At 49.9% G+C, this 25,964-nt stretch carries 20 protein-coding genes and 2 CRISPR repeat arrays; of the genes, 3 read left to right on the plus strand and 17 right to left on the minus strand.

Going from position 1 to position 25,964, the window contains the following annotated elements; all coding sequences use genetic code 11:
* The first annotated feature begins 38 nt into the window (after positions 1 to 38).
* Entirely contained in the window at positions 39 to 788 is a 750-nt protein-coding gene (locus PCH05_RS20675) for a class I SAM-dependent methyltransferase (RefSeq protein WP_127605405.1), read from the plus strand.
* A gap of 104 nt (positions 789 to 892) precedes the next feature.
* Here PCH05_RS20675 and PCH05_RS20680 read toward each other — a convergent pair whose 3' ends face one another.
* The gene (locus tag PCH05_RS20680; RefSeq protein ID WP_127605407.1) at positions 893 to 2,314 is read right to left on the minus strand and encodes a DEAD/DEAH box helicase; all 1,422 of its coding nucleotides are present in this window, start codon (positions 2,312 to 2,314) and stop codon (positions 893 to 895) included.
* Between the two features lie 251 nt (positions 2,315 to 2,565).
* Between PCH05_RS20680 and PCH05_RS20685 the strand changes: the two genes are divergently transcribed.
* Complete coding sequence (locus PCH05_RS20685; RefSeq protein ID WP_127605409.1) at positions 2,566 to 3,708, plus strand: L-dopachrome tautomerase-related protein; 1,143 nt, start codon at positions 2,566 to 2,568, stop codon at positions 3,706 to 3,708.
* 48 nt (positions 3,709 to 3,756) lie between these two features.
* Here PCH05_RS20685 and PCH05_RS20690 read toward each other — a convergent pair whose 3' ends face one another.
* From PCH05_RS20690 to PCH05_RS20745, 12 genes are all read right to left on the minus strand, one after another.
* Positions 3,757 to 4,128 carry an IDEAL domain-containing protein gene (locus PCH05_RS20690; protein ID WP_164766739.1) on the minus strand — a complete coding sequence of 124 codons (372 nt, stop codon included), beginning with the start codon at positions 4,126 to 4,128 and terminating at the stop codon, positions 3,757 to 3,759.
* Positions 4,129 to 4,338: 210 nt separating this feature from the next.
* Positions 4,339 to 5,823, minus strand: coding sequence for a methyl-accepting chemotaxis protein (locus PCH05_RS20695; protein WP_127605412.1), 1,485 nt, complete (start codon positions 5,821 to 5,823; stop codon positions 4,339 to 4,341).
* Positions 5,824 to 5,880: 57 nt separating this feature from the next.
* A complete protein-coding gene (locus PCH05_RS20700) occupies positions 5,881 to 6,441 on the minus strand; it encodes a hypothetical protein (RefSeq protein ID WP_127605414.1) in 561 nt (186 codons plus the stop codon).
* A gap of 254 nt (positions 6,442 to 6,695) precedes the next feature.
* Positions 6,696 to 9,779: direct repeats of the CRISPR family, unit length 32 nt; unit sequence CTTTCAATCCACGCACCCACGTAGGGTGCGAC.
* 168 nt (positions 9,780 to 9,947) lie between these two features.
* Positions 9,948 to 10,238: a CRISPR-associated endonuclease Cas2 gene (gene cas2 / locus PCH05_RS20705; protein ID WP_127605416.1), complete on the minus strand. Its 291-nt coding sequence runs from the start codon at positions 10,236 to 10,238 to the stop codon at positions 9,948 to 9,950.
* 9 nt (positions 10,239 to 10,247) lie between these two features.
* Entirely contained in the window at positions 10,248 to 11,279 is a 1,032-nt protein-coding gene (gene cas1c / locus PCH05_RS20710; RefSeq protein ID WP_127605419.1) for a type I-C CRISPR-associated endonuclease Cas1c, read from the minus strand.
* Positions 11,276 to 11,935, minus strand: a complete 660-nt coding sequence (gene cas4, locus PCH05_RS20715) for a CRISPR-associated protein Cas4 (protein ID WP_127605421.1) — start codon at positions 11,933 to 11,935, stop codon at positions 11,276 to 11,278. Before cas4 ends, cas1c begins: the two co-directional genes overlap by 4 nt.
* Positions 11,925 to 12,788, minus strand: coding sequence for a type I-C CRISPR-associated protein Cas7/Csd2 (gene cas7c, locus PCH05_RS20720; protein ID WP_127605423.1), 864 nt, complete (start codon positions 12,786 to 12,788; stop codon positions 11,925 to 11,927). The genes cas4 and cas7c overlap by 11 nt, the downstream gene beginning before the upstream one ends.
* A gap of 14 nt (positions 12,789 to 12,802) precedes the next feature.
* The gene (cas8c, locus tag PCH05_RS20725) at positions 12,803 to 14,710 is read right to left on the minus strand and encodes a type I-C CRISPR-associated protein Cas8c/Csd1 (RefSeq protein ID WP_127605425.1); all 1,908 of its coding nucleotides are present in this window, start codon (positions 14,708 to 14,710) and stop codon (positions 12,803 to 12,805) included.
* The gene (gene cas5c / locus PCH05_RS20730) at positions 14,707 to 15,426 is read right to left on the minus strand and encodes a type I-C CRISPR-associated protein Cas5c (protein WP_127605427.1); all 720 of its coding nucleotides are present in this window, start codon (positions 15,424 to 15,426) and stop codon (positions 14,707 to 14,709) included. The genes cas8c and cas5c overlap by 4 nt, the downstream gene beginning before the upstream one ends.
* A gap of 26 nt (positions 15,427 to 15,452) precedes the next feature.
* Complete coding sequence (gene cas3 / locus PCH05_RS20735; RefSeq protein WP_127605429.1) at positions 15,453 to 17,882, minus strand: CRISPR-associated helicase Cas3'; 2,430 nt, start codon at positions 17,880 to 17,882, stop codon at positions 15,453 to 15,455.
* Between the two features lie 201 nt (positions 17,883 to 18,083).
* Positions 18,084 to 18,651: a CRISPR direct-repeat array (repeat unit 32 nt; unit sequence CTTTCAATCCACGCACCCACGCAGGGTGCGAC).
* A 219-nt stretch (positions 18,652 to 18,870) separates the two neighbouring features.
* The gene (gene msrA, locus PCH05_RS20740; protein WP_127605431.1) at positions 18,871 to 19,914 is read right to left on the minus strand and encodes a peptide-methionine (S)-S-oxide reductase MsrA; all 1,044 of its coding nucleotides are present in this window, start codon (positions 19,912 to 19,914) and stop codon (positions 18,871 to 18,873) included.
* A gap of 107 nt (positions 19,915 to 20,021) precedes the next feature.
* Complete coding sequence (locus tag PCH05_RS20745) at positions 20,022 to 21,008, minus strand: GNAT family N-acetyltransferase (RefSeq protein WP_164766740.1); 987 nt, start codon at positions 21,006 to 21,008, stop codon at positions 20,022 to 20,024.
* Between the two features lie 108 nt (positions 21,009 to 21,116).
* Between PCH05_RS20745 and PCH05_RS27395 the strand changes: the two genes are divergently transcribed.
* Positions 21,117 to 21,308 (plus strand): hypothetical protein, encoded by a 192-nt coding sequence (locus PCH05_RS27395; RefSeq protein ID WP_164766741.1) that lies wholly within the window; start codon positions 21,117 to 21,119, stop codon positions 21,306 to 21,308.
* Positions 21,309 to 21,311: 3 nt separating this feature from the next.
* On the opposite strand, the gene PCH05_RS20750 is transcribed toward PCH05_RS27395, so the two are convergent.
* The 4 genes from PCH05_RS20750 to PCH05_RS20765 all read right to left on the minus strand — a co-directional run bounded on the left by PCH05_RS20750 (position 21,312) and on the right by PCH05_RS20765 (position 25,938).
* Positions 21,312 to 22,145 (minus strand): MurR/RpiR family transcriptional regulator, encoded by an 834-nt coding sequence (locus PCH05_RS20750; RefSeq protein ID WP_127605435.1) that lies wholly within the window; start codon positions 22,143 to 22,145, stop codon positions 21,312 to 21,314.
* Between the two features lie 61 nt (positions 22,146 to 22,206).
* Positions 22,207 to 22,971: a PHP-associated domain-containing protein gene (locus tag PCH05_RS20755; RefSeq protein WP_127605437.1), complete on the minus strand. Its 765-nt coding sequence runs from the start codon at positions 22,969 to 22,971 to the stop codon at positions 22,207 to 22,209.
* Positions 22,968 to 24,110: an ABC transporter ATP-binding protein gene (locus tag PCH05_RS20760; RefSeq protein ID WP_127605439.1), complete on the minus strand. Its 1,143-nt coding sequence runs from the start codon at positions 24,108 to 24,110 to the stop codon at positions 22,968 to 22,970. Before PCH05_RS20760 ends, PCH05_RS20755 begins: the two co-directional genes overlap by 4 nt.
* Position 24,111: 1 nt before the next feature.
* Entirely contained in the window at positions 24,112 to 25,938 is a 1,827-nt protein-coding gene (locus PCH05_RS20765) for an ABC transporter permease (RefSeq protein WP_127605441.1), read from the minus strand.
* Between the last annotated feature and the right edge of the window lie 26 nt (positions 25,939 to 25,964).

A 25,964-nucleotide genomic window follows, 5' to 3' on the forward strand; every position in this document is an offset into this window, starting at 1 on the left:
AACGGGCGGAGCCCTGATTTGAAAGGTGGAAATATACGATGAACCCGAAAGAATACCAACATTTTTATAATAAAGTCGGCCGATTGAACGGCTGGGACTTCAGCACACTGCGTGTGACTGTGGAAGGCGCGGCATGGAATTTTTCCGATCAGGTGAAATCATGGTGCCGCCCTGCGGATGTTCTGCTCGATATCGGTACAGGCGGTGGCGAGGCATTGTTAGCCCTTGCGGATTCCGCTCTGCTTTTGGTCGGCATTGACCAATCCGAAGGCATGCTGGAGACAGCGGCTCACAACCTCGGCAGCTCCGGCAGGTCTAATGTGCGCTTCCTGCACATGGATGCGGCGCAGCTTCATTTCCCGGACGCGTTTTTCAACGTCGTAACCTGCAGGCATTCAGAGTTTTATGCCAAGGAAGCGGCAAGAGTATTAACGAAGAATGGCGTTTTTCTTACCCAGCAGGTTAGCGAAGGCGATAAAAACAACCTCAAACAAGCCTTTGGAAGAGGTCAGGCATGGAATAACGAACCCGGCGCTCTAAAAAACCGGTATGCTGCCGAATTAAAGGCTGCGGGGTTTGCCCGGATTCAAACCTTTGAGTACGATGCCACCGAATACTACCATACGGCTGAAGATCTCATCTTTCTGTTAAAATATACGCCCATTGTACCGAATTTCGGCCATGACGAAGCGGATTTTCATATCCTGAACCGGTTTATAGAGGAACACCAAACGGATCAAGGCATCCGGACCCATGCCAAGCGCTTCATGATTATTGCTGAAAAATAACATACTTTACTTTCTGATATCTAAAAAAACAGGCTGTCTGCATATGCAGATAGCCTGTTTTGTTGTATCGTCCTATTTCAAAACCCACATCCAGATATCATGTTTTAGGCGTTGGAGCTTCCTGTTTTGCTTCCTTTTTGGAACCACTCGGATTTCGGCTTGCGGTTCGGGTTCGTTTTGGACTTGCGTCCCGGGCCTTCCTGCGGCTTACGGTAAGGATTCTCCTTCGTATTTTTCGCTGGAGTCCCCTTGGAGTTGCGATTGGAAGCTTCCTTCGAATGACGAGGCTCATGATCCTTGGGCTTACGGGCCGTGTTTGCCTTCGGTTTGCCGGAACGCGCCGCTGCCGATTTATCGGACTGATGCGCTTTGGCGGCCATCGAGGATCTCGGCATCGGATAGTCATGTCCCTTAACCTCTGGAATGCTCTTACCGATCAGCTTCTCGATATCCTTCAGGAATGGAAGCTCATCAACTTCGCAGAAGGAAATCGCTGTTCCGCTCAGTCCCGCTCTTCCCGTCCGGCCGATCCGGTGAACGTAAGTTTCGGGAATATTAGGCAGGTTAAAGTTGATGACATGGGACAGCTCATCGATATCAATCCCCCTGGCGGCGATATCCGTCGCAACCAGCACACGCGTAACCCCGTTTTTGAAATTTTTCAAGGCAATCTGCCGGTCCGTCTGCGATTTATTGCCATGAATGGCCTGGGCAGTGACGTTCACCTTTTTCAAATCCCTGACCACCCGGTCGGCGCCGCGCTTCGTCCGCGTAAACACCAGTGCGGATACGATCGAGGTATCCTTCATCAATTCATTCAACTGCTTCTGCTTGTTTCCCGATGCCAGCAAATAAACCGACTGCTTAATCCGATCCGCTGTGGAAGACACCGGGGTAATCTCCACTTTGACCGGATCGACCAGAAGGGTTTTCACCAATTTGGATATCTCCGGAGGCATGGTCGCCGAGAAGAACAAGGTTTGCTTCTTCACCGGCATCTTGGCGATGATCCGCTTGACGTCATGAATGAAGCCCATGTCCAGCATCCGGTCCGCTTCATCCAGCACCAGAATTTGAACATGCTGCAGATCGATGCGCTTTTGATTGATGAGGTCGATCAGGCGGCCCGGTGTTGCAATAATAACGTCTGCACCTTGCTGAAGCGCGCGCTCCTGTACTCTTTGGGAAACGCCGCCGACAATCGCGGAGCAGCGGATATCCGTGAACTGACTGTAAGCTTTCATATTTTCATCGATCTGGAGCGCAAGCTCTCTCGTCGGCGTCAAAATCAATGAACGTATGCGGCGTGTCGTACCTGGTTTATGGGGCTGCTGGCTCAACAGCTGAATCGTGGGTACGGCGAATGCGGCCGTCTTCCCCGTTCCCGTTTGTGCGCAGCCCAGTAAATCCCGGCCCGCAAGCACAGCCGGAATCGATTGCTCCTGGATCGGCGTCGGCTTCGCATATTTTTCTTTCGCTAGTGCTTTCAGAATCGCAGGGTCAATCTTCAAATCATTAAATGTCATGTGATCTCCTTTAAACCGTCCTTTTTTTCATAACACATAACGATACCACATTTTCATACCAAAAAAGAAGCGGAATATTTCCCCGCTACCTTCAAGGAAGTAAGAATGGCCGTTCAAACCCCGGGCATATAACTTATACATCGCACTAAAAAAAGAGTGACTGCTTCTCCTGCATGATCATGAAATTCAAAGAGAAGCAAAATAAAACGTCAGCGTATCCTCTATAATCAACATTTCAGGAGGTCAGAGGCATGTCCATTCCTTACCGAATTATGTTTCATTGGAAGCACCTGGACTGGAATTTCCCGAATCCTGCCATGAAGCAGGCGTTCGAGGAGCATCAATATTGGAAAACCTGCATGCCCGCCGGGGTCAAGGTCGACCGGCAGGGTACGGTTTACGTATCCGTTCCGCGCTGGGCGGAGGGCGTGCCCTCCACGATGAACCGAATCGTCATGGCGGACGGGAAGCCGGTTCTGGAAGCGTTCCCCAGCTGGGAGTGGAACCGTGCCGGGGATGTGCGGATGCTGCAATCCGTTTTGGGTTATGAGATTGACGAGCACAACCGAATGTGGCTGCTTGACCAAGGGAAAATCGCCTACGCCCCTTCTCCCGAGGGCTCGCAAAAAATGATCGTCTGGGATTTGAATACGCAGCGATTGATTGCCTCCATCGTCATCCCGGACTCCATCGCTCCATACCGCACTTCGTTCCTGAATGACCTGGTTGTCGATAATCGCAACGGGTACGTATATATAACCGATTCAGGCTGCGGCTGGCCAGACCATCCGTTGGACGGGGGAATCATTGTGTTTAACATGAGGACCGGAGAATTCCGCCGCGTGCTGGACCGCCACGAAAGCACGCAGGATTTTCCGAAGTTCCGTTTTGAGATCGACACGGAGCCTGTTTACCGCAACAAACCGCTCAAGATCGGAGCCGACGGTATCGCCTTGTCTGCCGACCGGGGCTCGCTATACTACTGCCAGGTCACCGGCCGCAATCTCTATTCCATCGACACCTCGCTGCTGAGGGATTTCTCTACGCCTCAAGAAACGATCCGCCGCAGCGTTCAAGCCATGGGAAGCAAGGACACGACAACCGACGGCATGCATGCCGACAATCAAGGAAATGTACTGTACACGATGCTCGAAGGAAAGGGTATCGGCTGCTATTCACCTGTTACCCGTTCCTTCACCAAGCTCGTGTCCGATGACAGAATGCTCTGGGTAGACGGCGTCGCCTTTGATCAGCAGGGCTCCATCATCTTCAATAATAACCGGCTGCACCGGATGTTCGAGCAGCCGCAACATATCGACTGGGAAGATCCCTATAATCTCATCGTATGGAAGGCTTATATGGGTAAGGACATCAAATCGTATTTATATGGCTAATGAAAAAGGCGAAGCACCGGAATCCCCCCCGGTGCTTCGCCTTTTTCATTATTTGTTCTCGTACAGTCCCAAGCGGTTGATCCGCATGTTGCCGAAACGGATGTTTCTGGCTTTATCTTTTTCCTGCGTCAAGGCCTTCAGCTGATCCGTGAGCTCGTCGAACCAAGCTTTGTCCGAGGTTGCCAAGGCAAGGTCAATCAGGCTCTCAAGGTTCTTTTTATCATCAAGCGGGTTCACCGGCAGGTGCTTTAACCAAGCCCCATGCAGAGCAATCACCCGGCCGATGGTCTTCTTGTTGTCGGATTGAACGATGCGTACTCGAACCAGATCCTGCTGAGCTCCCACCGTTTCAATGTATCCGTGAATGAACTCCCCGTCCACCGTCTTGCCCTGGACCCAATCGCTTTTTTCGAATGTCATCATCATTCCACCGCCTATTTTAAAAGTTGGTATAACTGTAACTTGAATAGTAACAATATGTTGTACTGTAATCATATTAGATACAGTTGGAAGAGTCAACTTCAAATGGCTTCTGCCCTTAAATGCTGCTCTTTCTATATCTTTACCCAAAAAAAGACATCCAGCCTCATCTGCCGGATGTCTTTTTTTATTTTATAATATCAACCCAATCTAGTGCTTGGATACCAGCTGCTTCATGTCCGATATCAGACGATCCAGCTTGGCATAGTCCTGAACCAGCGCGCTAATTTTGGAGTCCTGGCTGCTCATGCTGCCATGCATTTCCTCGACCGAGGCCATGTTCTGCTGCGTTGCAGCCGCGATATGCGCCATGCTGTCGGAGATATCCTGCTGCCTTGTATGAAGATGCTCCGCGGAACCGCCCACGCGGTCGGCACGCTCCTTCACCTGCTCCATGTTTTCATGGATGCGCTGAATCAGCTGCATCACTTCCAGCGATACCTCGCTGCTGGTCGCTACGGCGGTCTGTCCCTGAACGACCTGGTTATGGACCGCACTGATTTGTTCACGAATACCCGACAGGATCTCGCCGATCTCGGATGCGGCCTTGCTCGAGCTGTCGGCCAGCTTTCGCACCTCGCCGGACACGACCGCGAAGCCCTGCCCGTGTTCTCCGGCCCGCGCCGCTTCGATCGCCGCATTGAGCGCGAGCAGATTCGTCTGCTCCGCCAAACCGCGGATGACCATGACGATGGAGCTCACCCGTTCATTCTCTTCATTCAGAAGCTGCATCATCCGCACGGTATGGTCGATCATCTGATGCACGCTTTGCACCTCGCCGGATAACAAGGTAATCTGCGTGCTGCTTCGCTCCGTGAGCTTGGCGTTGTCTGCGGCATAATCCTGCAACTGGCCCGTCCCTTCAAGCAGCTGCCCGACGGCGTCATTCATGATTTGTGCGTTCTCGTTAATATGCATAATGCTGTCCGTCTGCTTTTCGATCGATGCCGACATTTCCGTGAAGCTCTGCGTCACCTCTTTGGAAATTTCTCCGGCCCCGCGCACGCCCGACTGCTGGCTTTCATTAAATTCGTTCAGCACCAGCACCGAGGATTTAAGCTGCTGAAGCAAGTTATCCACCGTATTCTTCGCTTCAAGCGTTTCCTGCTGCTTCGCCGTAACCTGCTGTTGCAGACGCTGGCTGAATCCGGCCGAAAAGGCAAGGGCTGCTGTGGCAAACGCCAAATAGAGATACAAATAAACGAGGGATTCCCCAGGAAATAACTGCTCCCGGTACGTCGGCGTCAGGTACAAATAGGTGCTCACCCCCGCCCCAAGAATGCCTGTGAAAATAATCGGCTTATAATCCGCATACAGCGTCATCACGGCCAAATTGACATAGATCAGAAAATATGTGCTGATAATGGGGTGGGGATCAGATAAAATCAGCATTAAAACGATGACCGTAATAATAGAGGCAACAAAATACTTAATGTAGGAAGTTAAAATACGCCGATACGTCATCAGCGTAGCTGTACCGCAGGTGACAAGCCCAAAGACGGCAAGCAGCAGGATCATGTTCATGCCAAGGCCGATGGCCAGATCCGTCAAGACGCCAAGCGCCAGCATCACCCACAATATTTTGACAAACAGCCGATTCCGTTTATCCAGTTCGGTAAGCTCTCCAATTCTCATTGTTTCTTGCTCCTTCGGCAGAGTATGTATAGAGATGTGTCCGTAGGTTCCTTAGGTCTACCCGATCCCTGATCCTGAATGGGCCGCCGTTCGGGGGAGCATGAGCCAGGAATAGCGGTCCTTATGGCTGTAGATCTCCTTGACGTTCACGATGGTCGGAAGGACATAATCTCCTTTATAAAAGACCTTTTTCGATATCTTCTCCATGGGCACCTGAAACGAAATGCGCAGCGCCCGCTGCAGCACCGGTTCCATTAAGGTAACGAAATACTTTATCTTGTTTCTTTCTGCGAATTCCACCGTTGCGGAGAGCAGCTCGGAAATAAAATGGCCCCGATAGGTGTTCAGAACCGCCATCTTATCGATCTCTACTACAGCCCCTTCCGCCTGCCGAATGACCGGATGCTGATCAAAGGCTGCGGTCTCGTTGATCGAGCTGTCGAAGCAGTATGGCTTGATTTCCGCCGATCCGACATAATGCCCTTCATCCGTCACGACCACGTATCTCTCCAGGATCTCATCGGAGAATTCAAGCTCGAAGCCTTTTTCCAGCCAGACCGTTGTCCAGATTCCGTTAAACATCGCCAGCTCCAGTTCGTTTTCAACCCTTTTAAACATAGTCTCCTCTCCTTTTGGCAAGATGCACCTGTCTCTCTAGGGATTTTCAGAAAATAGTTTACATAAAACATATCGGATATGATCGAGAAAATAATTAGTGTATGGAGATGGCTTGTATTCCTTTTTGTTACAAAAATCCAAACTTTGCAGAGGAATGAGACCGTGCCACATAACGAGAGAAGACAACGCAAAAAGCCCCCTTTTCAATCCTCATGAATGAAAAAAGGGGTGATTTTTCAGGTCCCGGAATACGGCTTTCAATCCACGCACCCACGTAGGGTGCGACCAAAAATCGCTAATGTTACGGCAACTTCACTTATCGTCTTTCAATCCACGCACCCACGTAGGGTGCGACACTGAATGAAAAACCGTAGGGCTTTTCCGACCATCTTTCAATCCACGCACCCACGTAGGGTGCGACTAGCTCCTCGCACTTTACCTTCATGCCGCAACCTTTCTTTCAATCCACGCACCCACGTAGGGTGCGACCCTTCTGCCAGTTCCATCATTGCATCACCTTTACTTTCAATCCACGCACCCACGTAGGGTGCGACAGCGTACTGCAGGATCATGTCACACGGCATGCATCTTTCAATCCACGCACCCACGTAGGGTGCGACCCTAATTGCCAATTATTCACATCCTTTGTATCAACTTTCAATCCACGCACCCACGTAGGGTGCGACCTTTACGATTTTTGTTCTCTATGCAGACTCGAGCTTTCAATCCACGCACCCACGTAGGGTGCGACACGCCCCCCAGATACCATCAATTCTCTTTCTTTCTTTCAATCCACGCACCCACGTAGGGTGCGACCAACAGGCATGCGGCAAAGTGAAATCCTTGCTTTAACTTTCAATCCACGCACCCACGTAGGGTGCGACATCGGCGGCAAATAATATCAATCAATCAAGCCGCTTTCAATCCACGCACCCACGTAGGGTGCGACGTTGTTGGTTATGATGTGCAGCCCGTGAAATCTCTTTCAATCCACGCACCCACGTAGGGTGCGACCTCAGCGGAGATGGTATGACCCTTACCGCTCTTCCGCTTTCAATCCACGCACCCACGTAGGGTGCGACAACGATGTCAACACACGCGCCATCCAAGACAGGCAACTTTCAATCCACGCACCCACGTAGGGTGCGACTTCATCCCACTTCATAGCGCGAAGCTCTTGACCTCTTTCAATCCACGCACCCACGTAGGGTGCGACTGCGCCATATCCAGAAATGAATATCACGATCCATTTCTTTCAATCCACGCACCCACGTAGGGTGCGACGGATAGTATTGATTTCCCTACCTCACCTAGTCCTCTTTCAATCCACGCACCCACGTAGGGTGCGACCAGGACTTCGATTAGGACTTGGATCAGTCCGACATAGCTTTCAATCCACGCACCCACGTAGGGTGCGACTCCCATGGCCTTAAACGCGTCTACCGTCGTCTTGCTTTCAATCCACGCACCCACGTAGGGTGCGACGCTTGAAAACGAATGCCTCTGACCGTTAACGTACTTTCAATCCACGCACCCACGTAGGGTGCGACGCAACCGACATAACCGCAGCATGGGAAGTAATAGACTTTCAATCCACGCACCCACGTAGGGTGCGACTATCCTTATAAGGCCGAATGGCTGGAAGTTGATCTTTCAATCCACGCACCCACGTAGGGTGCGACAACACAGGCTGCCATATCAGCAGGGTACAGTGACTTTCAATCCACGCACCCACGTAGGGTGCGACTATCCTGTGTAATTGCGTATTTCGTTCGTACTGCCTTTCAATCCACGCACCCACGTAGGGTGCGACTTTAGATGACATGGACCGGATATTCACCAAGATCGGACTTTCAATCCACGCACCCACGTAGGGTGCGACTAGGATTATCGATCTCCGAGTTAATAAATGCTGTTACTTTCAATCCACGCACCCACGTAGGGTGCGACAATACCACCGAACGTATAAGCCATAGGCGGGCAACTTTCAATCCACGCACCCACGTAGGGTGCGACGCGCAGGGTTAAGCGTAACTGCATAAGCGTTCCCTCTTTCAATCCACGCACCCACGTAGGGTGCGACTCAAAAGTCTAAAGGTTTCTTTCATCTGATCAACTTTCAATCCACGCACCCACGTAGGGTGCGACCTGTTTAGTTCGTTCTGTAGTTCCTTTAGGAACTCTTTCAATCCACGCACCCACGTAGGGTGCGACTCAGCGCTTTGAGAGAGATACGGTTCTTATCGACTTTCAATCCACGCACCCACGTAGGGTGCGACAGAATTTGGTTCCAAGTCTCATTCCAGAATAATCTTTCAATCCACGCACCCACGTAGGGTGCGACTTGGTGTTAACGGATCGGCTGTCTAAGTCTTGATCTTTCAATCCACGCACCCACGTAGGGTGCGACAACTTCCCAAACCCTTTTGTCTTGGCTGATCAGGCTTTCAATCCACGCACCCACGTAGGGTGCGACGTTCCTTTTGTTCGCGGGTATTGTCCGTCATGGCCTTTCAATCCACGCACCCACGTAGGGTGCGACGCTTAAACGGCGGGTTTGTTATGATGGCATCGGCTGCTTTCAATCCACGCACCCACGTAGGGTGCGACGTACATTTGAATTCCTCCCATATGATGTTATTTCTTTCAATCCACGCACCCACGTAGGGTGCGACTATAGCTCGTATTCGCCGTTGTTTCTCATGGTATCTTTCAATCCACGCACCCACGTAGGGTGCGACTGCCTCCTCTTCTAAAAAGACAATATCTTCAGGGACTTTCAATCCACGCACCCACGTAGGGTGCGACCAGCTCAGACGCTCATTGCCGTCAGCATAAGCCCACTTTCAATCCACGCACCCACGTAGGGTGCGACCATAAGGAACTGTTAGCCTCTTTCCGTTTGCAAACTTTCAATCCACGCACCCACGTAGGGTGCGACCGTAATCGGAGCCGTTCTCAGCTGTAACCCACGACTTTCAATCCACGCACCCACGTAGGGTGCGACATTTGATGTATTGAATCCGGGGCTGCTTGCATACTTTCAATCCACGCACCCACGTAGGGTGCGACACACTAAGACCGGATAGTCCGTAATTGGATTCAACTTTCAATCCACGCACCCACGTAGGGTGCGACTGCAATGGTTGAATTTTGTGTTGAGGGGTTAACTTTCAATCCACGCACCCACGTAGGGTGCGACACTTGCGATACTTTTTTCCCGTTCACTTCTTCATCACTTTCAATCCACGCACCCACGTAGGGTGCGACGAAGGGGCCGAGGGTGGAACTGACCCCAAGCCCGAGCTTTCAATCCACGCACCCACGTAGGGTGCGACTCCGATTTTCAAGGAAAAAACATCACAATCAGCATTAATCTAAACTTAATTATCCAATAATTACATTTTTAGCCTCAAATAAATTTACTTTTTTTGAGATTTTTATTGTTAAATGGAATTTGCGTGGTGCGAATCGCCCTGGAAAAACATGTTCACTTCACATTCGCACTACACAATAAGAGGCCCTTCCAAATCTAGAGATTGCTTAATACCCACATGTTCAACTTTATTTTTGTAATTGTTCCCCATCTGATAAATTCGAAGGCTATCCTCTTCTGGATCAATGACATCCATGAGCTTCATTTTCAATACTGTAAACTGGGTAGCATCGACAATGCATTCAAAAACAGAATGCTGAACACGTTGACCATAATCTTGACAAATTTTTGATACTTTACGGAGTCTGCGCTGTCCTTCACTGCTCATCGTACTGACATCATACGTAATTAAGACCAGCATAGATCGCACCTACTTCCAAAGAAATGGAGGATATTCATCTAGATCATTGCGCAAGTATCTTGCTAATAATAAAGCCTGCGCATGCGGAACCAATCCCCAAGATATTTTCTCGCCCAGATACGGGTGAGTGATTTTTTCTTGTTTTTTGCTTTGCCAAGCCGTAAGAAACTTCTTTCTACCTTCATCTGTCATGATTACTGCACCGTTTTCTTTGAGGATAAAATCTTCTCTGCTCATCATTTTTTTATTGATGAGAGAAAGTACAAACTTATCGGCAAAGACACCTCGCAGTTCCTCCATGAGATCCAGTGCCAAGGAGGCACGACCAGGACGATCTCGATGTAGAAATCCAATATAAGCATCCAAGCCTACGCCTTCCAAGGCAGAAGCGGTATCATTTGCCAATAGAGTATAAGCAAGTGAGAGCATCGCATTTACACGATCCAATGGAGGCCTACGAGAACGCCCATGAAAATAAAAATCTTCTTTTTGCTGCAAGATCATATCGTTAAACAATTGATTGTAAGCCAGCGCAGCCTGCCCTTCTAAACCTCGGATCCGTTCCAAATCCTCACATTCCCGGATCATTAGCATAAGTGAAGATAAATGTTGGGAAACAGCCTTAAATTCTTCTACATTTATACGTAGCGGGTAATCACGCGTCATTCTTTCCAGCATCCATTTATGGTTGAATATTTTACCAATGATGAAATTTCGTGCAATTCTCGCAGAAAGGATCTCGCTTTCCGATACAAGACATTGCTTCTTTCGCAAGATGACATTTCCTTTGCTTTCACCGACAACTCTTGCTAAAAATCTACCGTTCATGGTCATGAAAACAATAGAAATATTTCTTTCGGCGCAATACCCCATGAATGCCGGACTAGCTCCTGTGTAACCAAAAGCAACGATGGACTCCAAATTATGAAGGGGCAACCTTCCCAATTTGTCTTGATCTTTCAGTAAGACGACGTTATCTCCATCAAGCGACAAATATACGTCTGGTTGAGTAATAAACAATGTATTTAGGAGTTTTTTCATTCTCTCATTTTCCCCTCAACGTAACTACTAACCATACGCTTATTCAAGACCTCCGGTAAACATATCGAATGAAGGGAACAACTTTGGCAAAATGAACCTGTTTTCACTTTTGGCGTATACCTACGTTTATAATAGTCCTGCATTTCAGTAATAGCGGCAGTCACTTTATCTTTGATATTCGAAGTTAGCTGCACTTCAATCCGATGTTTGATTTCGTGGTAAAATAAATATCCGACTTCAACCTTACACAACATCATTTCTTCAAGACACAGAGCCTGTGCTGCTAATTGTAGAACATCAGCATCATTAACTTTGGGCTTGCCTCTCTTATACTCCACAGGATAAGGTATATATTTGCCTTCTGCGCCATGGATTTCTACGCCATCATCATTTTGAATAAATTCCACCACATCACAGACCCCCGTAATTTGAAGGTTTTTCGATTGGATAGGCATAGCTCGTACAATAAGTCTATCCCCTCGCTTTTCCCTTATAAAAGGCTGGTCAGTCTTTCGGTGAAGATGCTGTCCTTCCACGGTCCTCACATTTTCTTCCCATTGTTGCTCAATGTGAATTAATGCCCACTGTCTTTTACAAAATTCAAAATGTTGAATACCGGACAGCATAAGGTAGTGATCATCTTCATTAACGTCCATCGATCATATCGACCTTCAAGCCGTCCAGTTCAGTGACTTCGATCACGAAATCCTCGAAAGACCTCGGTTCGTCTGTCCGTGGTTTCACAGATAGTGAACGGTGAACTTTGGCCGAAGAGTATTGCCCCAATTTGGAGGAATGCGTCCACCAGTATACTTTATGGATTTCCATGCTTCCTTCGGGTCTAGCCGAGGACGCATCATTCTCAAAAAGAGTTATTATGGCCTGTTTGATTTTATCCGCATCTTCATTCGTAAATCCGGTTTTCTCCGCCAACTGAGTATTTATGCTGCCATAAAAAACATACAACCCAAAATCAACACGGTGCTTCATTCCCATGGTATCGGAACCCCGTTCTTTACCTGGCTCGGAATTCACGCTCTTGGTAATCTGCATGCTTGTAATATCAATCGGGTTTACGCTTTTTGCCGTATGAATAGATACTGGTCCTCTTACACCTACCGAGACACCGCTTCCGCTTCCAGATCCTTTAAAAGCAAAAACTTGGCCAAAGCTGCGAACATCTAACCATTGCATACAGGCGACACGAGCAAAATCATCGCTTGAAGCTGTTTTGGACTTGAAAATTTGATTTAATTCAGCATTGCCATCGGCTCGCTCTCTTAAGCTGTTATAGTCATCATTCTTTCTGTCATTCGACTGCACAAAAATGATTTCACCCATATCCTGCAGCCGATTTCGGATTTTCCGTTTGATCGCCACATCGGATATTTCTCCATAGCCGTCATAATTTTGTCTCGGACGGTTGCCGTTTAGCGGATCTCCATTAGGATTAGCATTGTTGACCGACAAAACAACCGCAAAATCGATTTTATGATCTAAACTGCTCATCTTTATCTCTCCTCTTAATGGGATGCGAATTCCGCATCTTCCGTTTTATCTTTCTTTTGATAAAGTTCATGGCGTTGGCTGTAGAATCCTAACAGGTATTTACCGGATAAAGGCTTGTTGTTGAAATCCTCGGATTTAAACTTTGAGCCAATTTCGTCTATAATTTTGGATAAATAGATTGCTTTGGCTCCCAGCTTTGCTTGATAGGCCTGCAAGTTCTGTTGAATCGTATTCCATGTTCTCTCTGGATGCTTGGAATATGCGTTCATATATCGAATAGCATTGGTTGCGCGCTGTTCATCACGGCCCAGTGCCTGCCTCTCCAATACATCTGCCACAGCAAGTAAACGTCCGAACAGGTAGTCACGATTCTCATTCTCCTTATCTAATGCCACTAGAAGCCCCTCCTTATGATTAATTAAAGCGCAGGCAATACTAAGCGTCTTCTCCCACTCCCACTTTTCCATGGAAACAGGATTGGATGCACGGTGATAAACACTGTTCACAATATCTCGAGGAATTGCCGCACCGTCGATGATGCACGGCAGCATGCGTTCCATGAGCCCTTTGACGATTTTATCGCTTGCTCTTGGCCCGTATGCGGCGAAAGCAATATCTTTCGTTGCTGGGGCACCGTAAAACTGGACGAATTCTCCATCCTCATTTTTACGATAGCGGTGAAGCCATGCGCAAGTAGAATGCCATTTTGCGAGCCTATCCAGATAAAGTTCCTTATTTAAGTTTCGGAAGTATAACACGGCCATTCGGCCCGTTGTGGCTGAATCCAGCACCAATATATTGGCCTCTGATTTGAAATGCTCTGCGGAACTCCGATCCAGTTTGTTTTTGTAACCGTCCAATGCTTTAGCTACCTCGATAGCTAAGGGCATATTGGTATTGGACATGATGACATCAGCCGAAACGATCTCAGGATCCAAAGAAAAGGTATCTTCTGTTGGATCGGGGAGGTCAATTGCATCATTTCCCCACACGAGGAATACCCGCTGATCGATAATTTTCCCTTGACGATTAATTAGCCATTTTAATGCGTTATGGGCCTTCTGGGAGACGTCATAACTGATGCTGGCTGCGTCCCTGCTCTCTTTAAATCGTCCTCGAAACGTAAATCCTGAAGTATCATTGGCTGAGATGAGCTTCGCCTTATCTGCCGGATTGCGTATTTTATTCGCATGTTTATCCGTGCTCGGAAGCATTTTCCCGGTAACGTAACAAAGATCTTTATCGCTCAAACGCTCCCGGTAAAAGTGAATAAACGAATCATACATTTCCGCGTCTTTCCATACTTTCGTCAACATACGCTCAGGGGAGTACACATTAAAACGGATAAAAGCACTGTCTTGTTCACCAGCCAGCACGCTAAAAATGGCAGGTTTCTCCGAATATAACGCTTCGTATTTCTTGTCCCACTTTTCGATCAGACGCTGGTTCTCATCCACACAGAGAATGTGATGTGCAACTAAATCATGAATTAACTGTCTTTTGCTCAAGTATTGATAAATGCTTTTTACTTTGGAATGTGCATGGGGGGATTCCGCCCAGTTCTGAAGTTCTTGTATGTAAGTCTTGAAGGGCTCTTCCTCTTTGATTTTGCCCCCGTATTCTCTGAAGTCCCCTGCTACATAACTCAATTTATCATGCAGCGGATAGGGTGCGATTACCGCTCCTGCACGGCTTGCTGACTTTTCTGTGCTGGGGATCAGCGTGCTAGCATCCTTATTGGTAATGACGAAAGCAGAGTGGAATTCTCCATCTTCCGTAATTGAAACTTCAATATGCGCATTCTGAGTCGTATGCGAGATAGGAAGAAGAGTATATTCACGATCATTGTTCTTTTTTTCGATCTTACCGACACGATCCAAATTCGATTCATAGGTTTCATATAGATTTAAAAGCCAACTCATGGATTCACCTCCTCTCCCCATTGGGCTAACAATGCATCCGCCGATTCAACATTGTTCGCATCAAAACGCTTCGGCTTCATATCCGTAATTTTACGCACTTGTCCGCACTGCTCCGGCCTTAAAAAAACAATGACCCCGTCTCTCATGACAGGATTCCATAGGCGCACTTCCATCTGATCTCTTCCGGTTTCATCCGGGTAGTTGATCCCGTGCACCATAGTCCCCAGATGAATTTCACCATAACCGTCGTAAAACCCGTCACCTTCACCAAATCTGCAAGGTTCCACATACCCCTGGCATTCGCGTGTACCTAAAAAAATGTCTCTGCGTCCTCCTGCCTCAAGAGATCGTTTCAAAATGTTATGGTGCTTATGTTCATTACGGTCAAATGTCATATCTGGACGATTCATATTGAATTCAAAGTGAGCTCTGACTTGGTATTTCACATCCTTTAAATATGTGTAGTTGGCAAGCGTATTTCCTCCGCCATAATCAATCGGACGTACTCCCTTCGATTCCATGCGGATCGGATTTATCACTCGAATTTCATCCACGATAAATATAAGCGTTGGTTTCCAGTAAATGCTTTCTACAACCCCTTTAATGGCCTGATACGTCGGCACCTGATATGACAACTTCTCACCGCCAAGCTTCGTCAGAGGATCTGTGAAGAGTGCGTAGTCGCCGTATACCACAAACTCAATGGAATTTCTCATCGATTCACCTCCTTTCATTGCATCTATTAAAATAAGTTCATGCCCAGCCAACTGTCGTTCTCGTCGTTTAGTCCAAACTCTTCACTATAAGCTCCTTCTTTCAAAACCAAAATCTGTCCATCCAGAATTCTTTCAATTCCGTCGTTCTTTAACAATTTCTGAAGTTCATAATCAAATATGTTAATCGTATATTGCTGTGCTCTTCTCAGTAACCTGGAGAAATCTTCAATGCGCTCGGCTCCATTCAACGAAGCTATAATTTCTTTCCCCTCATCTCCGTAAGGTACGAGGACCGACGTCGCTATATGATCTATTACTTGAAAATGCTCTGCGGCTGTGTGGTAACTGTTGGCTATAAACAGAGGTAATCTTTGGCTTTTGTTTCTAGAATATGCTTGATAATAATCATTTTCAGATTTACTAGCAGTTAATAATGACGTCATTTCAACTCTCAGCTTGGGGATAGAATAATTTAAGCTTGAAGCAAGTTCCGTATAAAACTCATGGAAGTATCGCTCCATGGCTTTGACCGATAATATATTTCCGCCATGACTCGACGAGTTACGTTTCAGGTCAATTAAAATCCTTTTCGAGATTTGCTTCCCTGACTTCACTTCCTTCAAATGGTTTAGATTTTCTTCCTCATGATCAATAACATAGACCTGCTGAACTTCACGCTCCCCGTGCCTGTTGCACCGCCCTGCTGCTTGCGCTATCGAATCCAGACCCGCCAATGAGCGAATAACGCATTCGAAGCTCACATCAACTCCCGCTTCAATTAGTGGCGTACTTACGCATACAATGGGATCCCCATTACTTAAATGCAGTCTGATTTCGCCCAGCTTTCTTTTTCGGTGTGCCGCACACATAGACGTGCTTAAATGATAAACCGGTATATCTCCGACAGTTAGCACTAACTGCTCGTATAGCTTTCTCACAACCGTCTTCGTGTTTAATATGACCAAGACACTTTTCGTGTCTTTCATTTTTTCATTCACAAAATCTGTAAGCCTATCATTATTGAATAAGTTATCCGTCGCCAGGTCCCTAATTTCCACCCTCTTAAATGCAGCAATGACTTCATCCAACTGATCAATCATCTCAGCGTCTGGATTGATATTCAGCTTATGTTCGACAAAATCTAGTGCAGGTTGGGTGGCTGTACACAGCACCATACTACTTTGACCGTAGGCAGATAAGAAGTTTAAAGCTTCATTAAATAAAGACACACAGGAGACGGGTACCTTCTGAACTTCATCGAAAATAATGACGGATTCACTTAAATGATGCAGTCTTCGGATATTTCTGCTTCCTTTTGCATAAAACACATTCAAAAACTGCACCATCGTTGTGAAGATAATCCGCGACTCCCAATTGTCTTTTGCTAACTTAAGCTTCTGCCTTACATTCAACACACCATCCATCCGTTCATCATCATCCGTGTCCTCAATTACATTCGAATGATGTTCTAAGATATGAACTTCATCCTGCAAAATCCGACGCACCTCCGCCGCATTCTGCTCAATAATGGTCGTGTATGGCAGAACGTAAATAATACGCTGTTTGTTATGATTTATAGCGTGTTTCAGTGCATACCTAAGACTGGCCAAGGTTTTGCCGCCGCCAGTCGGGATAGATAAGGTATATATGCCAGAGGGTCTATCTGCAAATCCATCGCATTGTTCAGACATTCGGCTTCTAAGTACATTGATAAGAGAATGGTTTGTACTTCGTTCTGTGAGCGCATTGACTTCATCTAATAGTCGGATGTAATAGGTGTTGAACAGATCTTGTCTATCAGGCTCCTCAGGTTCTTGTATCCCGTTCTCTTCAAACCTCCTGGTGTTTGTCCGATCCGCATCAATCAGTGCGCTGAACACAAACTTGGTTAAAAACATAATCTTAGCTTCACTATTCAACGTTGAAGGTTTATTTCGAAAGGTAACAAGCTCCGCTGCGGCTTGATCGACATATCGATGGAATTCCTCTTCACCTATCACATGATTAAAGAAGAGACGCTCGCTCACTTCAAATTCATCTAAATCCTTGTCCCGTACTCGTCGCAAATAGTCCGACTCTAACTCCGGATTCAAAAAATCTTGGAGATATGCATGATGAGAAATTACTGCGTTACCGACCACTTCAGCTAAAATCCCCTTGGCCGGGTCTATTTTGCTCGTATGAAATAAGTTATAAAGCAAGCGTCCACCAGCGGTTGAGTGATCCACGCTTCCTCTCTTGGGTGGTGAATCAGGATTTCGGACGGCCTCCAGGATGTATTCCCTAAATGCATTCGAATACTTTCCCATATCATGGAGAATACCTGCCAGTCCCGTAATGTGCTTAATATTTAGGCTATAACCAAATTCTTCGGCTAGATCTTTTACGCCCAGCAGATGCTCTTCGACAGTCTGCTGTTTATCGTCACTTTTGCGAATATGGGCGATATAGGTCATCTAACTCCCCCTTCTGATACTTAAAAGGCAAGAATAGTTCTATATACCCATCATAATTTCGATATAGTTAATCAATATCCTCCAAAAAATCCACAATATAGAACAAAAAAATGTGAAATTTGTACGATTTGACAACAATTAAAAAGGCCACTGCGCTAGGAGGCAACTGTACTTCTACGACCCGCTACTTCCGATCGAGCACTTTCAATTCACGCACCCACGCAGGGTGCGACTTTGCCCATTTACCTAGCATGGCCGTCGATGTATCCTTTCAATCCACGCACCCACGCAGGGTGCGACTGTCCACCATTTTCGGATCGATGCTGATGGGAGTCTTTCAATCCACGCACCCACGCAGGGTGCGACGTACATCCATCATCACATCAATCTAAAGGAGTGGCTTTCAATCCACGCACCCACGCAGGGTGCGACAGGGCGCGGCCGGTGTTCGAATTGATCGTGAGTGGATTTCTTTCAATCCACGCACCCACGCAGGGTGCGACCTCTCGCGCCCTCTGTTCGGCCCGGGCGGCATTTTATCTTTCAATCCACGCACCCACGCAGGGTGCGACTTAATTTGGATTTTATTCGGGTTGCTGCCCTAACTTTCAATCCACGCACCCACGCAGGGTGCGACTACACGGGGTAATCCTTTTGCGTGTGTGTCGATTCTTTCAATCCACGCACCCACGCAGGGTGCGACGGTTGATCCTGACTATGGTCGCAGCAGCATGAAGCTTTCAATCCACGCACCCACGCAGGGTGCGACTCCGTTTTCTCATATAAACATCCAGAAAAACGGTTAAAACTATAATAAACCAACTCCAAAAAAGAGAATGACATCCCTTTTAATGTAAAATAATCAAATTAATTGGATATTTATTGGTGCGAATCTCCCTGCTTTTCTATGTGCACTTAACATTCGCACCAAAATGTACGAAACAATAACTACCTAAATTATACCACAAACTCAATAAACTAGGACTTATCATACCTTATCAAACAGGTCAAATACGTCCCATAGCCTCTCGCGCTCCACCTTCTCCTTCGGCACGAACCGCACCGCTGCCGAGTTCACCTGGTAATGCAAAACTCCCGGTTTCGGGCCGTCATGGAATACATGCCCCAAATATGCGCCGGACAATCGGCCGTATAGGGCCGTGCGCGCTTTTCCACTGCGAAGATCCGCTCTTCTCTCGATAAATCCTTCATGGATCGGCTGTGTAAAAGCGAGCATTCCCGTACCGGCGTCGAACCGGTCCCGAGAGCTGAACAGCGGATCTCCGCTCAGGATATCCACATAGATGCCCTCGCTCGCATGATTCCAGTATTCGTTGTCGTATGGGGGTTCGTCTACTGGTAAGGTGATTCCTGGTGCTACCCTCTCGAGCTGATTCCAGTATTCGTTGTCGTATGGGGGTTCGTCTACTCCGTTCTGCGTCACTTCATACTGCAGACGGGTCAGGCGGCGCCACAGCGCTTCCTTATCCTGTTCCGAGTGCCAATATCGCTCTGCAAAACGGGGACGTCCCGAGCCTTCATAATACTGGTTGTAGCGGTAACGATGGGACTTATAATAATGCTGGTGGACGGCTTCCGCCGGATAAAACGGCCCCGCGTCCCGGATTTCGGTCACGATTTTGCGTTTGAACCGGCCGCTGGCCTGCAGCGCGCGCTTCGAGGCTTCCGCCTGCTCCCGCTGCCCGGCGCTGTGCACGAAAATTGCCGTCCCGTAAGATGTCCCGCGGTCCATGAACTGCCCGCCTGCATCGGTCGGGTCGATCAGCTGCCAATACAGCTCCAGCAGCCGCGCATACGGAAACACCTCGGGCTCAAAGCTGATCTGCACCGCTTCGAGATGCCCCGTCGTTTCCGTTCCTACCTCTTCGTAGGTCGGGTTCTCCGTGCGGCCGCCCGTATAGCCGGACACGATCGACCGGATGCCGGGAAGCTCATCAAACGGCTTCACCATACACCAAAAACATCCGCCGGCGAACGTCGCCAGCTCGGTATGCCTGCATTCCTTGTCCATCCGCGGTCCTCCTTTCCCTTCATATTCAACTTACCACGTTTCCTCGACCAAGGAACCAAAAAACGTACGACCGCGGGAATGTGGTCGTACGTTCTCATTTATTGGGGTTACCGTAGACGGCTAACCATTTTGTAATTTCCCGGAGCGGCTTGGAAGCCGAGCTGATCGCGGTTAATCCGGAGCATGGGGGCGTTCATGGAATCATTATGGGTCCGCAGCGAAGTCGCGCCGTATGCGAGCGCCGTCCTGACGGCTTGGAGCTTCAGCGCCAGACCGAGTCGTTGTCCGCGGCACTCCGGCAGCACGCCGGTATATTGATGGTACATATCTTCGCCGGAAAGCTCATTTTGCTGCAGAGTCGCCACGCCGACATAGCGCTCGCCTGCCTTGGCGATATGAACGAACTCCGCACGCACACCCGGGATCTCAAGGTTCCATTTCCGCCATTCCTCGAACCAGGGGAAGTCTTCGTTGTATCCGGGAATATCCTGATGCGTGATCCGGTACAGCTCGTGAAGCTTCCGTTCGTTTTCTTCCCCGGGTTCATCCGCTAAGGTAACAAACCGGATCCCGGACCGCTCTGCCGTTTCGATGCACTGGAACAAGGCGTCGTTGCGGTATGACGCCAGATCAAGCACCGATTCGAAGGTATGCCGCTCCCGGGCATATCCTCGCCGCTCTGCAAACTCCAGGGAAGCTTGATCATCCTCCTTAATGAAGCACACGAGGCGGGAGGCTTTGACTTCATGAGCCCAGCCCCTCATCTCACGGGCCAAAGCCCTGCCGGCTCCGCATCCGCGATCGTCCGGATGAACGACCAAGGTGACGTTCAAGCTGCCGGGTTCATTCCAGGGCGCGCGCCAGGCGATCGCATAACCGGCGACCTCGTCCCGCTCGTTCACAGCCACCCACTTCGGCCGGTCCCAGCCCATTAATTGGCCGTCTTCGCCATAATGCAGCTGCCCCGGCGGGATGCTCTCTTCTTCGGCCCGCAATTGCTCGCCCGTCGTCGGCAGCGACCAGATCAAGCTCAGCAGCGATGCGACGGCCGGATAATCTTCCTTGCGCAATGGACGTATCGTATATTGAGACAAAATTCGGTTTCTCCTCCCATACTTCTCATATCTTCTAAAAATCATTATCCCATATTTCCCGCTCCCTTTGATGGTAAAATTTAGGTATAGTTTTTTGTTACGCGCAGAATGCTGCAAAATAGAGGGGAGCAGCGCGATGATTCGAGAGATTCGGAACCCGGCGACGCCTATCTGGACATGATAAAATTCGGAGGCTTCCCCGGCATCGTCGTCGGTTCTTTTATAGCGGCGTGCGGAATCTTGGTAACCTGGTCAAGCTTGTTAAACCGAAAAGGGCTGCCCCAGGGCAGCCCTTCCTAACCTTCATATACGCTTCGGCAGCAGCTTATGGTATCTTTTCCGCAGCTGATGCAGCGCTTCGCTTCCCGCCACCGCCTGCTCCTCCATCTGCTTGCCCACCGCTACGATCAGCGTCTCAAGCAGCGCGACGGGTGCCACCATGGAATGGAATTCCCACAGCTGTCCGCGCGCGGTATAGAGCGTCACCGTCGCCTTATCCAGCATCGGGCTGACCAACAGGTCCGTGACCAGCAGCGTGCGGTATCCCCGCTCCTTCGCGTCATCCAGCAGCACCGCCAGCTCCGGCGACTCGGATACAAAACCGAAGATCAGGACCACATCCTGCGGCTGCACATGCACCAGACGGTTGAACAGCTCATGTCCGCCCCGGTCAAGACGCGTCACCCGCATGCCAAACCGGGACAGTCTGAAATCGGCGAGCGCGACCAGGCTTTCTGCCGATCCCGGCCCGTACACATAGACCGTGCCTGCCTCCCGCAGCAGCCTCGCCGCTTGGTCAAAAGCCTCCTGGGCGAGCCGGTCTGCCGTCTGCTGCAAATAATCGGCTCCGACCCAAAGGCTCGCGGCGGCGTCTTCCTCATTCATTTTGGAAAAAGCCGACTGCAGCTTTTGCGACGGGGAGAGCAGCATCTCATCCTTCACCTTCTGCTTGAATTCCTTCAGATTTTTGCAATTCACCTCGGCCCAAAACCGCGATACCGTTGAGATGCTGACGTCACATGCGGAGGCGATGTCCTCCTCCACCATAAACGGGATATCCTCCATGTGTTTGGAGATGTAATCGGCGATCCGCTGATGTCCGCGGGTTAATTTCCGGTTCTCAAATGTCAGTTCCATGGCGCCTCCTCCTCTTCTGCGCAGCGATGCCTGAATTGAAATTGCGAAGGCATTGAGATGCTTATACCGCATCCACCTCAACCTTTTTCTTGAGCAGCTTCTTCACCGCGCCAGCCGCGCGTACCTGCAGATGCAGGCTCGGGGAGATGAATCTTCGGCATGCGCCGGACTGAATGGCGGCTTTCAGCTCGGCCACCGTCCCATAATCTCCGGGCAGCTCGTTGTACACGCATCCCACCTGGAACATCTGATGGGCATCGCTGCCGGCCACGACCGGAACGCCCAGCTTCGCGCCCAGCGGCAGCACCAGAGCGATATTTTCCTGAATGCCGATTTCGTGAAGGTCTTTTCCGTTCAGGTCGAAAGCGTCGAAACGGCTCAGCAGCTCCGGATCCACATGGTACAGATGGTTGGACTCACGGAACGGGTGCCCGCCGATCACCATCATGCCCCGCGGCTCGCACAGCTCGAACAGCTCCTTAAGGCCGATAAAGGTATCCGCTGTCGTGTGATTCTCGAGCAGGGCACGGATCTCGAGCAGACGGTCTTTAGGTCCGCTGACGAGAATATGCCCGCCTTCCGCCACGTCCACTTCCATGCCCGTAAATATTTTAAATCCGCCGCGATCGTAATAATGATTGTTGCAGGGCAGCATCTGATCCAGCGTGCCGTACACTTCGTCGAAACGGCGCGTATTGAAATGCTCGGTCAGCGTAATGGCCTGCAGCCCTTGGTCTCTGGCCTCATCCAGCATTTCGTTGAAATGCTCCATCGAGAAATCGGTTTTTTTGGACAGTTTAACATGAAAGTGAAAGTCAATTTTCATCGGTGTAGTTCCTCCATTGCAGGTTTGATATGAAATGTAACGGGCTCCAAACGGCAGCCTGTCTGCTTGTCATACATATTGATGCGGTCCTCGCGGATTTCCGCATATAGAAGCTGCCCCGGCTCAAACTCCGGATCACCCAGAATACGGGCGGTCAGCTGAACGTCTCCATAATCGATCCGGATCAGCGACTCGGCGCCCGATGGATGCACGTCCTTCACTTTTACCGGGATCAGGCCCTCCTTGCGTTTCTCATGCAGCACGATGTCCTCCGGCTTCAGCGTCATCACCACGCCGCGATCCGGGTCGCCATCTCCTTCCGCCACCCGGAAATCTCCCAGCGGAGTGCGTATATAACATTCATTCCCGCTGCTGCGGCAAATTCCTTCCACCCGGTTCAATTTGTGGTCTCCGCTGCCCATGAATTCCGCCACCTGCAGCGTCTTCGGATGACGGTACAGCTCTCGCGGCGTATCCACCTGAACCAGCTCGCCGCCGAAAAAGACGGCAACCTTCGTCGACATCGTCATGGCTTCCTGCTGGTCATGCGTAACGTAGACGATCGTCGTGCCCAGCTCGCCGTGCAGCCGTTTGAGCTCGGCGCGCATCTCGGTCCGCAGTTTGGCGTCGAGATTGGACAGCGGCTCATCCAGCAGCAGAATCTCCGGCGACGTTACAATGGCGCGGGCGATTGCCACCCGCTGCTGCTGGCCTCCGGACAGCTCGCCGGGATAACGGTCCGCCAGCTCGGGAATCCGCATCTTGTCCAGGGAAGCCATGACGCGCTGCCGGATCTCCGGCTTCCCAAGCTTGCGGATCTGCAGGCCGAAGGCGACATTGTCAAAGACCGTCATATGCGGCCACAGCGCATAGCTCTGAAACACCAGGCTTACGCCCCGCTTCGCCGGGTCCATATGAAAGGACATGCTGCCGTTTGCAACCTCTTTGCCGGCAATGACGATCGTTCCCTCATTCAGCTTCTGCAGTCCGGCAATCGTGCGGAGCAGCGTTGTTTTGCCGCAGCCGGAAGGGCCAAGCAGCGTGACGAAGTCGCCCTCCTCGATCGTCAGATCGACGCCTTTTAAAATATGCTTGTTCTGGACGTTCACATGAATCTGCTTCAGTTGAATCGCACTCACATTACTGACCCCCTATTCCTTTCGTCAAATCGGCCTTCCCGAACTTCACGGCCAGCAGGTACACCGTGACCACGATCGCGATAATGATCATCAGCACCACGTTGGTCAGCTGCTCATACCCCTTTTCCACATAATAAAAGGTGAGCGTGGTCAGCGTCTCCGTCCGCGGCGTGACGAGCATGATGATCAGCTCCATCTCTTTCATCGCCCCGATGAAGACGAGGATGAACGCGGACAGCAGGCTTTTGCGGCTCAGCGGCAGCAGCAGGCGCCGGAACCGTGTAAACCAGGACGCTCCGCCGAGAACGGCGGCTTCCTCCAGCTCGTTTCCGATCTGCATCAGCGAGGCGCCGCCCGCTTTGACTGTAAATGGAAGCTCCTTGACCACCGTGATCAGAATAATGATCGTAATCGTACCGTACAGGGCGGGGATGAACAGCACGGGCTTCGCGAACATCGTGATATAAATCGCTGCCAGGGAAATGCCGGGAATGAAGTACGGGAAAAACGACAGCTGATCCACGAGCCGGCCCATCGCGCTATTTTTGCCCCGGGCGACGACATAACCGAAGAGAAGTCCCATCACGGCGGCGATCACCGAGGCGATGCCTGCGATCACCAGCGAATTTTTCAAGGCAAGCAGGAAAATCGGATTTTGGAGCACGCCCTTTTCTCCGGTGTTAATGCTCGGATCCGAGCCTCCCAGCCAGTAATGCAGGGTAAGATTGGCCGCACTAAAGGAACCATCCTTGAGCAAAAACGTTTGCAGCAGCAGTACCAGCAGCGGTACGACCGCAACGATGACCATGCTTATCACCGTCGCTGCCGCCGCGGGAAGCTTCCACCTTCCAAGGGAGGTATGCGTTACCGCACTGCCTTTGCCCGACACCGTCACATAACTCCGTCTGCGCCCGATCAGGCGCTGGTTCAAATATATGGCTCCAATGGAGATGAGCATCAGCGTCAGAGAAAGCACGCTTGCTTCCGTCGTCAGCCGCGAGCGCATGCTGGAATACAGCATCGTCGAGATCATGTAAAAGTTGACCGGAGTCCCCAGCAGCGCGGGCACGCCGTAGGAGCTGACCGCCTTGGTGAATATCAGGATAAAGCCCGATAGCACGGACGGCAGTACCAGCGGGAACACGATCCGGCGCAGCACCTGCAGACGGCCCGCCCCGACCATCTCGGCCGCTTCCTCCAGTTGGCTGTTCATGGAGCTTAAGGCCGCGCCAACCAGCAGGAAAAAATAGACGCTGTCATGGATGGACAGGGTCATAACAATCGGTACATAACCATAAGAAATCCAATCGGGAGGCGCCACATGCAGCAGCGACTGCAGAATGCCGGGCGTCCCGCCGATTTTGCTGTTCTTGAAAAAGGTCAGCCAGGCCTGGGACAGCATCCAGGACGGCAGCAAATACGGAATGATCGCCAGAAACGTGATCGTTTTCTTGAACGGAATGTCTGTGCGCGTGACGAGCCAAGCCAAGCCGCAGCCGAGAACCATGGATACCACGGATACCGACAGCCCCACCGACAAAGCGTTCACCACCGGCTTATAAAAGAGGGACCAGCTGATATCGCTCGCCAGCACGCGCTGCCAATGGTAGAAGGTCAAATGACCGGGATCGGCAGCCGCCGTGAGCCGTGCATCCTGCGTTCTCCAAACCAACGTCGTATAGATCATGTGAAGTACTGGCCAGACGATCGTGTACGCCAGAAACAGAAGGGCCGCCGCCCCGATCAGGTTCAGCGGATTCCGCAGCGCATTCCGGCACCGGTTGAGCCACCTCGTCTGCCATGCGTGCAGTGCAGGTCTATGAAGCACGGTTATCTCCTCCTGTCTTTTGATGG

The organism is Paenibacillus chibensis, assembly GCF_004001045.1.
In the GTDB taxonomy this organism is placed as follows: domain Bacteria; phylum Bacillota; class Bacilli; order Paenibacillales; family Paenibacillaceae; genus Paenibacillus_AQ; species Paenibacillus_AQ chibensis.

Excerpts from the sequence above, each read along its gene's own strand:
- PCH05_RS20675 (WP_127605405.1), top strand. The coding sequence starts at position 39 with ATGAACCCGAAAGAATACCAACATTTTTATAATAAAGTCGGCCGATTG.
- PCH05_RS20680 (WP_127605407.1), bottom strand. The coding sequence starts at position 2,314 with ATGACATTTAATGATTTGAAGATTGACCCTGCGATTCTGAAAGCACTA.
- PCH05_RS20685 (WP_127605409.1), top strand. The coding sequence starts at position 2,566 with ATGTCCATTCCTTACCGAATTATGTTTCATTGGAAGCACCTGGACTGG.
- PCH05_RS20690 (WP_164766739.1), bottom strand. The coding sequence starts at position 4,128 with ATGACATTCGAAAAAAGCGATTGGGTCCAGGGCAAGACGGTGGACGGG.
- PCH05_RS20695 (WP_127605412.1), bottom strand. The coding sequence starts at position 5,823 with ATGAGAATTGGAGAGCTTACCGAACTGGATAAACGGAATCGGCTGTTT.
- PCH05_RS20700 (WP_127605414.1), bottom strand. The coding sequence starts at position 6,441 with ATGTTTAAAAGGGTTGAAAACGAACTGGAGCTGGCGATGTTTAACGGA.
- cas2 (WP_127605416.1), bottom strand. The coding sequence starts at position 10,238 with ATGCTGGTCTTAATTACGTATGATGTCAGTACGATGAGCAGTGAAGGA.
- cas1c (WP_127605419.1), bottom strand. The coding sequence starts at position 11,279 with ATGAAAAAACTCCTAAATACATTGTTTATTACTCAACCAGACGTATAT.
- cas4 (WP_127605421.1), bottom strand. The coding sequence starts at position 11,935 with ATGGACGTTAATGAAGATGATCACTACCTTATGCTGTCCGGTATTCAA.
- cas7c (WP_127605423.1), bottom strand. The coding sequence starts at position 12,788 with ATGAGCAGTTTAGATCATAAAATCGATTTTGCGGTTGTTTTGTCGGTC.
- cas8c (WP_127605425.1), bottom strand. The coding sequence starts at position 14,710 with ATGAGTTGGCTTTTAAATCTATATGAAACCTATGAATCGAATTTGGAT.
- cas5c (WP_127605427.1), bottom strand. The coding sequence starts at position 15,426 with ATGAGAAATTCCATTGAGTTTGTGGTATACGGCGACTACGCACTCTTC.
- cas3 (WP_127605429.1), bottom strand. The coding sequence starts at position 17,882 with ATGACCTATATCGCCCATATTCGCAAAAGTGACGATAAACAGCAGACT.
- msrA (WP_127605431.1), bottom strand. The coding sequence starts at position 19,914 with ATGGACAAGGAATGCAGGCATACCGAGCTGGCGACGTTCGCCGGCGGA.
- PCH05_RS27395 (WP_164766741.1), top strand. The coding sequence starts at position 21,117 with ATGCTGCAAAATAGAGGGGAGCAGCGCGATGATTCGAGAGATTCGGAA.
- PCH05_RS20750 (WP_127605435.1), bottom strand. The coding sequence starts at position 22,145 with ATGGAACTGACATTTGAGAACCGGAAATTAACCCGCGGACATCAGCGG.
- PCH05_RS20755 (WP_127605437.1), bottom strand. The coding sequence starts at position 22,971 with ATGAAAATTGACTTTCACTTTCATGTTAAACTGTCCAAAAAAACCGAT.